This is a genomic window from Bradyrhizobium sp. PRIMUS42 (assembly GCF_023006515.1).
Classification (GTDB): Bacteria; Pseudomonadota; Alphaproteobacteria; order Rhizobiales; family Xanthobacteraceae; genus Bradyrhizobium.
In genome coordinates this window covers 1-9,068 of the sequence record NZ_JALBGZ010000211.1, presented here as the reverse complement: position 1 = coordinate 9,068, position 9,068 = coordinate 1, and the positions used below count along the sequence as shown (strand labels likewise).

Annotated in this window: 9 protein-coding genes and 1 pseudogene; 2 read left to right on the top strand and 8 right to left on the bottom strand. The window is 63.1% G+C overall.

Annotated features, from left to right (window positions below; translation table 11 throughout):
- Positions 1–241, bottom strand: a pseudogene (locus MOV75_RS17500) (cytochrome c oxidase subunit 3 family protein); the annotation flags it as partial.
- Positions 242–414: 173 nt separating this feature from the next.
- On the opposite strand from MOV75_RS17500, the gene MOV75_RS17495 reads away from it, so the two are divergent.
- Together MOV75_RS17495 and MOV75_RS17490 are read left to right on the top strand one after the other, a co-directional pair.
- Positions 415–570 (top strand): hypothetical protein, encoded by a 156-nt coding sequence (locus MOV75_RS17495; protein ID WP_091892367.1) that lies wholly within the window; start codon positions 415–417, stop codon positions 568–570.
- A 181-nt stretch (positions 571–751) separates the two neighbouring features.
- Positions 752–1,435, top strand: a complete 684-nt coding sequence (locus MOV75_RS17490; protein ID WP_246924223.1) for a response regulator transcription factor — start codon at positions 752–754, stop codon at positions 1,433–1,435.
- On the opposite strand, the gene MOV75_RS17485 is transcribed toward MOV75_RS17490, so the two are convergent.
- From MOV75_RS17485 to MOV75_RS17455, 7 genes are all read right to left on the bottom strand, one after another.
- Positions 1,389–2,282, bottom strand: a complete 894-nt coding sequence (locus tag MOV75_RS17485; RefSeq protein ID WP_246924218.1) for a helix-turn-helix domain-containing protein — start codon at positions 2,280–2,282, stop codon at positions 1,389–1,391. The genes MOV75_RS17490 and MOV75_RS17485 overlap by 47 nt on opposite strands.
- 86 nt (positions 2,283–2,368) lie before the next feature.
- Positions 2,369–3,559 (bottom strand): multiple monosaccharide ABC transporter permease, encoded by a 1,191-nt coding sequence (gene mmsB, locus MOV75_RS17480; protein WP_212092402.1) that lies wholly within the window; start codon positions 3,557–3,559, stop codon positions 2,369–2,371.
- The gene (mmsA, locus tag MOV75_RS17475; protein ID WP_247006262.1) at positions 3,556–5,133 is read right to left on the bottom strand and encodes a multiple monosaccharide ABC transporter ATP-binding protein; all 1,578 of its coding nucleotides are present in this window, start codon (positions 5,131–5,133) and stop codon (positions 3,556–3,558) included. The genes mmsB and mmsA overlap by 4 nt, the downstream gene beginning before the upstream one ends.
- Before the next feature lie 124 nt (positions 5,134–5,257).
- Entirely contained in the window at positions 5,258–6,331 is a 1,074-nt protein-coding gene (gene chvE, locus MOV75_RS17470; protein WP_309486948.1) for a multiple monosaccharide ABC transporter substrate-binding protein, read from the bottom strand.
- A 73-nt stretch (positions 6,332–6,404) separates the two neighbouring features.
- Positions 6,405–7,283: an SMP-30/gluconolactonase/LRE family protein gene (locus MOV75_RS17465; RefSeq protein ID WP_247006264.1), complete on the bottom strand. Its 879-nt coding sequence runs from the start codon at positions 7,281–7,283 to the stop codon at positions 6,405–6,407.
- Positions 7,283–8,359 carry an aldose epimerase family protein gene (locus MOV75_RS17460; RefSeq protein ID WP_247006261.1) on the bottom strand — a complete coding sequence of 359 codons (1,077 nt, stop codon included), beginning with the start codon at positions 8,357–8,359 and terminating at the stop codon, positions 7,283–7,285. The genes MOV75_RS17465 and MOV75_RS17460 overlap by 1 nt, the downstream gene beginning before the upstream one ends.
- 2 nt (positions 8,360–8,361) lie before the next feature.
- A partial coding sequence (locus MOV75_RS17455; protein ID WP_247006260.1) for a Gfo/Idh/MocA family protein occupies positions 8,362–9,068 on the bottom strand: 707 nt, incomplete at its 5' end.

Genomic DNA, 9,068 nt, shown 5'->3' with positions numbered 1-9,068 from the left:
CGGCAGCCCAGCCACTGGTCACGAGCACGATGGTGTTGATCCCGGCCAGGTGCGCGTCAAGAGTGGCCTGACCGGCCGCGAAGACCGCCGGGTGAAGCGCGCGAGCGATGACGAAGGCGCCGAGGAACAGGCCGAAGGCGGCGAGCTCGCTGAAGATCAGCACCCAGATCATGGGATCGCCGGGAAGATCTTCCAGGATTCCCCAGCCGGTTCCCTGTTGCTCGCAATCCGTCGCCGACATCTGACTTCCGCATCAAGACGCCGAACAGATATCCCACCGGCGCGATTCCGACTTTGTCGCCGCACAAATAGTGCAACCGGCCGGAGGCGCGTTTGCGCTATCGCAACGTTCCGCCCGTCCCGCCGCCATAAGCTGAATGCCTCCGGCGGTTCCGCAAAACGGCGAGCGATGCGATGAGCGATGCACAAATCGGGCTGATGACCGCGACCCCCATCATCATCGCGTTCGCCATCGCGCTCCGGCGAATGGGAGTGCTGTCGACCGTGGCAACCGTATCGGCGGTGAGCCTCTCCGTCGCGATCGCGGCGGTGCTGTTCACGACGCAGTAAATTCGCAAGGCCGGCAAGCCAAAGCCGGAAGAGTGTCAAAAATTGCGGCGGATACCATTTCTTGCGGTGAAAGGAGGTCAAGCGATTGACTTCCATCGCGGGAACCCAAAAACCTGAATCCAGGAGCGCACGGGGCAGCGAAGGCTAGGCTAAGGCAGTGCCTTCCTTGTCAGGAGATCAGTTGCCGGGGACCGTCTACATTGTCGATGACGACGCTCCCTTCCGCACCGCGCTCCAACGGCAATTGGAGCAGTCCGGATACCGCGTGGTCGCCTATGCGTCGGCCGAGCAGGTGCTGGAGCGGCCGTGCAACGAAAACGAGCCCGGCTGCATCCTCCTAGATGTCCGGATGCCCGGCTTGAGTGGCCTGGCGCTGCAAAGCAGTTTGCTGGAGCTCGGCTCGAGCCTTCCGATTCTGTTTCTCACCGGCTATTGCGACGTGAGTACGACGGTAAGGGCAATCAAGGCAGGCGCCGAAGACTTCCTGATCAAGCCTGTCGAACCGGATGAACTCCTTCACGCGATCGCGCGAGCTCTGGCGCGGCACCGGTCATCGCTCGTGCTCAAACGCGAATTCGACGATCTGCGAAATCGCCTTGCAACCTTAACCCCGCGCGAACGGCAGGTATTCATGCTTCTTGTGGGAGGGAAGATCAGCAAGCAGGTGGCTCACGAGCTCGGCACGTCGGTACGGACGATCAAGGCACACCGCAAGAAAGTGATGGAGAAGATGAGAGCGGGAGGTCTGGCTGAACTTGTGTTGATCGGCGAACGCCTGGCGTCGGCTCGCGTGACCACTAATTGGGACGGGTGCAACTCTATGGAAAACGCGAGCCGCTTTCCCGCCGGAAAACCGTCGGTGTAACACCAACGAACTTTCGAAATACACGATTCAGCTGCGATGTATCGCTAAACCCTGCCGCTCGTGCGACGTCTTCGAGCGAGAGATCGGGCGTCGACAGCAGCAGCCCTTTCGCATGGCGGGTTCTCTCCGAGAGGACGTATTGGTAGGGTGAGTGTCCAGCTGCCTCCTTGAACGTCCTGATGAAGTGGTATTGGCTCAGCCCTGCCACAGCTGCAAGGTCGGATATCGAGATTTCGGTCGAGATCTGAGCATCGACAAACTCCTGAACGCGCCTCAACTGACGCAAAGTCAGACCTCCCCGGACCTGGCTACGAGGGGAAAGCTTCGGGTCAGCAGCGTGCCGTAGCTCCCACAAAAGCAGCAGCCCAAGTGTCTCCGCATAGGCATGGTCATTGATGCCGGATCCATTCACGACACTCTGGAGCTTCTGGAGCGTCGCCTTGAGATTGTCGTTCTCGAAATAAAGCGATGGAGGAATTTCCGAGATATCGTCTGCCCTGCGAACCGATTTGGCCGGGGTGAGATGCACCGCAAAGACGGACGAGACGCCGCCCTTGAAGCGATTCCAGCCCTGTACCGAAGATCCGGCCGGCACGAACGTCAGCCGGTCTCGAAGATCGGTTCGCGTCGAAGGGCTCCCTCCGTCGATCGTCGTCTCTCCCGCAGCGCGGATGGAATCATGCAACGCCAGGAAGGCTGCATCTCCCTTGACGCGAAATTCCAGCTCCGTCTGCCAGAATTGCAGAAGCTCAGCGGAGAACCAGGACCACGACATCCGCTTGACTGAGGGGCGGCACCGCGTCTCAGGGTGCCGCTGATGCCATTCGAGCTTCCCGTACGGTTCCAAGCTCTTTCTCCAAGGATACCTTCTGCTTCGGGGACACTGCAAATTCCCGCAGAAATCCGCAACCCGTTTTGGGCCGCTTCGATCTGCTAACGCCGCTGATTGTACACGTCGATACAGACCGCCCCCAGCAGCACCAGACCCTTGATGACCTGCTGATAGTCGATGCCGATGCCGAGGATGGACATGCCGTTGTTCATCACGCCCATGATCATGGCGCCGACCACGGCCCCCCCGACCCGGCCCACACCGCCATAAGCCGAAGCGCCGCCGATGAAGCAGGCGGCGATAACGTCGAGCTCGAAGCCGAGCCCGGCCTTCGGGGTCGCGGTGTTGAGGCGCGCAGCGAAGACGAGGCCGGCGAGCGCGGCGAGCACGCCCATGTTGACGAAGGTGAGGAAGGTCAGCCGCTCCGTCTTGATGCCCGACAGTTTTGCCGCTTTCGCATTGCCGCCCACCGCATAGACCTGCCGGCCAATCACGGTGCGCCGGGTGACGAAGCCGTACAGGGCGATCAGGGCCGTCATGATGACCAGCACGTTCGGCAAGCCGCGATGCGAGGCGATCAGATAGGTGAAATAGAGCACCGCACAGGCGAGCAGAACGCTCTTTCCCAGGAAGAACGCATAAGGCTCGACCTCGATGCCATGCGATTGCTCACGTGACCGGCCCTTGGCGCTTGCATAGACGAGGCCGAGCGCGAGCACGGCGCCGATCAGCATGGAGGTCGGATGCAGCGTGCCGGCTTCGGGCAGAAGCTCCGGAATGAAGCCGGACGACAGCTTCTGGAACGTCGCGGGGAACGGGCCGAGTGACTGCCCCTGCAGCACCGCAAGCGCGAGCCCCTTGAACACCAGCATGCCCGCCAGCGTCACGATAAAGGACGGAATGCCGAAATAGGCCACCCAATAGCCCTGCGCCGCGCCGATCGCCGCGCCCAGCAACAGGCAGGCGATGAAGGCGAGCGTATAGTCGACCTTGTAAGTCACCATCAGCACGGCTGCCACCGCGCCGACGAAGCCGGCGACCGAGCCGACCGAGAGGTCGATATGGCCGGTGACGATCACCAGCAGCATGCCGAGCGCCATGATGACGATATAGCTGTTCTGCAGCACCAGATTGGTCAGATTGAGCGGCTGCAGCAGCGTGCCGCCGGTCATGACCTGGAAGAACAGCATGATCGCGATCAACGACATCAGCATGCCGTAGTTGCGCAAATTGTTCTTGATGAAGCTGCCGTGCCGGCGCTCTTCGGGCAGCGATACCGTCTTGTCGGTCATGGCTGCGATCCTCCCATCTCCGCGGCCGCTGGCGCGGCGTTCCCAATGTTTCGTTCGTTGCGCATGATGGCGCGCATGATCTTCTCCTGCGTCGCGTCAGGGCCCTTGAACTCGCCGACGAAGGCGCCCTCGTTCATGACGCAGATGCGGTCGCAGATGCCGAGCAGCTCGGGCATCTCCGAGGAGATCACCACGACGCCGCGGCCGGCTTCCGCCAGCTCGTTGATAATACAGTAGATCTCGTATTTGGCACCGACGTCGATGCCCCGCGTCGGCTCGTCCAGGATCAGGACCTTGGGGTCGGTCATCAGCCATTTCGACAGCACCACCTTCTGCTGGTTGCCGCCGGAGAGCTGGCCGGTCTCCTGGTAGACGTCGGAGCAGCGGATGCGCATGCGCGTGCGATAGTCGCTGGCGATCTTCAGCTCGGCGATGTCGTCGATCACCCGGCTTGGGGCGACCTGGTCGAGGCTGGCGAGCGTAATGTTCTTGCGGACGTCGTCGGCCAGGATCAGGCCGAGCTGCTTGCGATCCTCGGTGACATAGGCAAGGCCGGCGTCGATCGCGGCAGCGACGCTCGGCAGCACCATCTCCCTGCCTTCGAGCCGGAGAGAGCCGCTAATCGTGGTGCCCCAGGAGCGGCCGAACAGGCTCATGGCGAATTCAGTGCGGCCGGCGCCCATCAGGCCGGCAATACCGACGACCTCGCCACGCCTGACGCTGAAATCTACATTCTTGATCACCTGCCGCTCGGGATGGATCGGATGGTACACCGACCAGTTCTCGACAGTGAGCACGGGTTCACCGATCTTCGCGTTGCGCTCCGGGAAGCGGTGGGCGAGATCGCGATTGACCATGCTGCGGATGATGCGGTCTTCCTGGATCGGCTCGCTGCGGCAATCGATGCTGTCGACGGTGCGGCCGTCGCGCAGCACGGTGATGTGATCGGCGACCTTGGCGACCTCGTTGAGCTTGTGCGAGATCAGGATCGAACCGATGCCCTGCTCGCGGAACGCCATCAGGCGTTCGAGCAGCGCGGCGCTGTCGGCCTCGTTGAGGCTGGCGGTCGGCTCATCCAGGATCAGCATCCGCACCCGCTTGGACAGCGCCTTGGCGATCTCGACCAGCTGCTGCTTGCCGACGCCGAGATCGGTGATCAGCGTATCCGGAGATTCCTTCAGGCCCACCTGCGCCAGCAGCTCACGCGTGCGCCGGTAGACCTCGTCACGGTCGATGACGCCGAGCTTTGACGGCGGATGCGACAGAAAGATGTTTTCCGCGATCGACATCAGCGGGATCAGCGCCAGCTCCTGGTGGATGATGATGATGCCGAGCGCCTCGGAATCGTTGATGTCGCGAAAGCGCCGCTCCTCGTTGTCGAAGACGATGGTGCCCTCGTAGCTTCCATGCGGGTAGACCCCGCTCAGCACCTTCATCAGCGTCGACTTGCCCGCGCCGTTCTCGCCGACGAGCGCATGGATCTGGCCCGCGTGAACCGAGAAATTGACGTCGCGCAGCGCCTGCACGCCGGCAAAGCTCTTGCTGACGTTGCGCATCTCCAGCATGGCGGTCATCGTCGTTGTCCCTTGGAACGTTTGCCCCTCCGCCGTCATTCCGGGGCGATGCAAAGCATCGAACCCGGAATCTCGAGGTTCCGGGTCCGCCCTTCGGGCGCCCCGGACCGACGGAGCACTCAACTTACTGGAACTGCGACTTCTTGTAGTAGCCGCTCTCGACCAGGGTCTTCTCCCAATTGTCCTTGTAGACCACGACCGGCTTGAGCAAATAGGACGGCACGGTCTTGGCGCCGTTCTCGTAGGTCTTGGTGTCGTTGACCGTGACCTGCTTGCCGGCGAGCGCGGCGTCGACCATGTCGGCAGTCACCTTGGCGAGGTCGCGGGTGTCCTTGAAGATGGTCGAATACTGATCGCCGCGCAGCATCGCCTTGATCGAGGGCACCTCGGCGTCCTGACCGCTGATAACAGGCATCGGCTGATTGGCGCTGCCGTAGCCAACTCCCTTCAGCGAGGAAATGATGCCGATCGACAGGCCGTCATAGGGCGACAACACGGCGTTGACCTTCTTGTTGCCGTAGTAAGCGCTGAGCAGGTTATCCATGCGGGCCTGCGCAGTGGCGCCATCCCAGCGCAAGGTCGCGACCTTGTCCATGCCCATCTGGCCGGACACGACGACGAGCTTGCCGCTGTCGATGTAGGGCTTCAGCACGCTCATCGCGCCGTTGTAGAAGAAATAGGCGTTGTTGTCGTCGGGCGAGCCGCCGAACAGCTCGATGTTGAACGGGCCCTTGCCGTCCTTGAGACCGAGGCCCTGTACGATCGACTCGGCCTGGAGCACGCCGACCTGGAAATTGTCGAAGGTCGCGTAATAGTCGACGTTCGGCGTCCCGCGGATCAGGCGGTCGTAGGCGATCACGGTGATGCCTTTGGCCTTGGCCTGCTTGAGCACATCGGACAGCGTGGTGCCGTCGATCGCGGCGATCACCAGGGCTTTCGCGCCCTTGGTCACCATGTTCTCGACCTGCGAGAGCTGGTTCGGGATGTCGTCTTCGGCATATTGCAGGTCAGTGTTGTAGCCGCGCTCCTTCAACACCTTGACCATGTTGTTGCCGTCGTCGATCCAGCGCGCCGACGATTTGGTCGGCATCGCGATGCCGACGGTCGCCTTGTCCTGGGCGGAGGCGGTGACGCCTGAGGCCATCGTCGCAGCGCCGGTCAGCGCCAACGCCAATAATGTCGTCTTCAGTTTCAGCATGTTTTACTCCCTTGGGTGTCAGACTGTTTCTTTGTTTCATCGAGAACGTCGTCGTGGGCTGCTTTCGGGTCTCCTATGCGAGCTTGACGTCGGGCTCCGCGCGACCGCGCGCGGATGCCTCCAATAGAAAAGTGCAACCGGCTTGCGGATCGGCGGCGCGTGCGGCCGCATCCATATCCTGCCAGGCCGACGTGACGAGGAGGCGCGACAGATCTGGGCCGACGAAAGCGGGACAGCTCGCCTGCTTTGCCGGCACGCTCAGTGAGCGCAGACGCTCGCCTTGCGGAGAATAGACGTCGATGCGGCTCGCGCCCCAGCACGCATTCCAGATCTGCCCGTCAGCATCGCACACCGAACCGTCGAGGCCCCCGATGCCGGTGTGGCGCAATAGCACCTCAGGCTCGCCGCGCGGCAGGCCGGTCGCGGGATTGAGTGGCACGGCATAGAGCACGCCGCGCGGGGTGTCGGTGAAATAGCCGGTGGCGCCATCGGGCGAGAAGCAGATCGAGTTGGGGATGCTGATGCCGGGAAACAGCGTCGAGATCTTGCCGCGATGGAGCGCGTAGATCGCGCCGGCCTTTGGCTCGGCCTTCTTGCCCATGGTGCCGATCCAGAACGTGCCGGACTGGTGCACTCGGCAATCATTGGAGCGCGTGGCTGGATTGTCGGCTTCGAGCGGAAGCAACAGCGTCATCACGCCGCCGGCAAGCTTGCGGACGTAAAGCCCGTCCTCGGCGACGATCAACTGCCGTTCAGCATCGATACGCCCGAGAGCGCTCGCCATCCGGCCGAGCGCATGGACGCGGATGCTGCCACGGCCGAGTTGCGCCTCGAACAGCCGTCCCTCGCGGATGTCGAACCACCAGGCGGTATCGGTGGTTACGTCGTAGGTCGGGCCCTCGCCGAGTTGGCAGGGATCGTCCGAAAGAATCGAGGTCGGCACCTGTTCCATCATGGCGTCCCCACTCCGAAGCGATAGACCGTGTGATGGCGGTAGACTTCGCCGGGCCCAAGGCGCGGGCTCGGAAAATCCGGCCGGTTCGGCGCATCAGGCCAGATGTGCGGCTCCAGGCACATGGCGTCCGACTGGCGGATGAGCTTGCCGCCCTTCCCCGAAATCGTGCCGTCGAGATAGTTGCCGGAATAGACCTGAAGGCCGGGCTGGTCGGTGAACAGCTCCATGATCCGCCCCGAGCGCGGTGCCTCCAGCCGCGCGGCGAGCGCCAGCTTGCCGTCACGGGCGAGGCAGTAGGTGTGGTCGTAGCCCCTGCCGTTCTGCAATTGCTCGTGGCTCTCGCGGATACGCGCGCCGACAGCTTGGGCGTCGCGGAAGTCGAACGGCGTGCCGGCAACGCTACGCGGCGGACCGGGCAGCGGGATCGCGGTGGGATCGATGGCGAGGAAATGCTCAGCGGCGACCGTGAGTTTGTGGTCAAGGATCGGCGTGCCCGATGTTGCACCTTCCAGATTGAAGAAGCTGTGGTTGGTCAGGTTGACGATGGTCGGCCGGTCGGTCCGCGCCTCCATCTCGAGTGACAGCTCGGACGGGCCGGTGATGCGATAGGTCAGGCGGACGTCGAGTTTGCCGGGATAGTTCTCCTCGCCATGCGGGCTCATGTAGGTGAGCGTCACCGCGGGCGCGGCGCCGTCCTCGATCGCGGCAATCTCCCAGAGCTTGCGGTCAAACCCGTCGAGGCCGCCATGCAGAGCGTTCGGGCCGTTGTTGACGGGAAGCTGCACCGTCTCACCATCGAGTGAAAATTGTCCCTTGGCGATACGGTTGGCGTAGCGGCCGACGGTGGCGCCCAGGAACTTGCGCTCGGCGAGGTAGCCGGCGAAGGCGTCATGGCCGAGCACGACGTCGTCATATCCGCCTTTGGCGTCCGGCGCGATCAGCGCCTGGATCACCGCGCCATGGGTGATGATGCGCGCTTCGAACCCACGCTCACCGCGCAGCACGATGCGCTCGACGTTGCGGCCGTCCGGCAGCGTTCCAAAGACGTCTTTTTCGATTTTTGAGCCAGCCATGTCTAATCCACAAACGGTTCGACGACGGTGCGCCGGCCGAGCAGGAAGGCGTCGGCGACGAGACGAAGCGGCGTCAGGTCGACGTCGCTTGCGCCGGTCGCCGCGAGCTCGACGAAGCGCTGGTAGAGTCCGCGATATTCCTCATCGGGCGCCTCGGCAAGCACCTTGCCGTCGACGGCCATGCGCGCGCCACCGCTGGACAAGGTCATCCGGCCCTGATCGGTGTCGACGAGGATATCCCAGCTCTGCGGCCCGGTCTGACGAAAGTCGAACTCGGCGGTCACAGGCAGGCCGTCGATATCGGTCAGTGTCAGGTTGGCAGCGATCGGCGCTTGGCAATTGGCCGGAAAGGCCAGTTCGGCCGCGGTGACGAATACCGGCTTGCGCAGGATTTTGGTCAGGATCGACAGCGCGTTGATGCCGGGGTCGAACACGCCAAGACCGCCCGGCTCCCAGATCCAGCCCTGCCCTGGATGCCAGACGCGAACGTCTTCCTTCCAGTCGATATGCACCGACGTGATGCGTCGCCCAGCGAGCCATTGTCGCGCGGGATCGACCGCCGGCGCATGGCGCGAATGCCAGGTCGCAAACAGCGTTCTCTTGGCTTCCGCCGCCATCGCGATCAGCGGATCGAGCTCGGCAACCCCGATCCCCGGCGGCTTCTCCAGCATCACATGCTTGCCGGCTTTGAGCGCCGCCGCGGCCTGGG

What these genes read in the sequence shown, in the direction of transcription:
- MOV75_RS17495 (WP_091892367.1), top strand. Translation starts at nt 415, where the DNA reads ATGAGCGATGCACAAATCGGGCTGATGACCGCGACCCCCATCATCATC.
- mmsB (WP_212092402.1), bottom strand. Translation starts at nt 3,559, where the DNA reads ATGACCGACAAGACGGTATCGCTGCCCGAAGAGCGCCGGCACGGCAGC.
- mmsA (WP_247006262.1), bottom strand. Translation starts at nt 5,133, where the DNA reads ATGACCGCCATGCTGGAGATGCGCAACGTCAGCAAGAGCTTTGCCGGC.
- chvE (WP_309486948.1), bottom strand. Translation starts at nt 6,331, where the DNA reads ATGCTGAAACTGAAGACGACATTATTGGCGTTGGCGCTGACCGGCGCT.
- MOV75_RS17465 (WP_247006264.1), bottom strand. Translation starts at nt 7,283, where the DNA reads ATGGAACAGGTGCCGACCTCGATTCTTTCGGACGATCCCTGCCAACTC.
- MOV75_RS17460 (WP_247006261.1), bottom strand. Translation starts at nt 8,359, where the DNA reads ATGGCTGGCTCAAAAATCGAAAAAGACGTCTTTGGAACGCTGCCGGAC.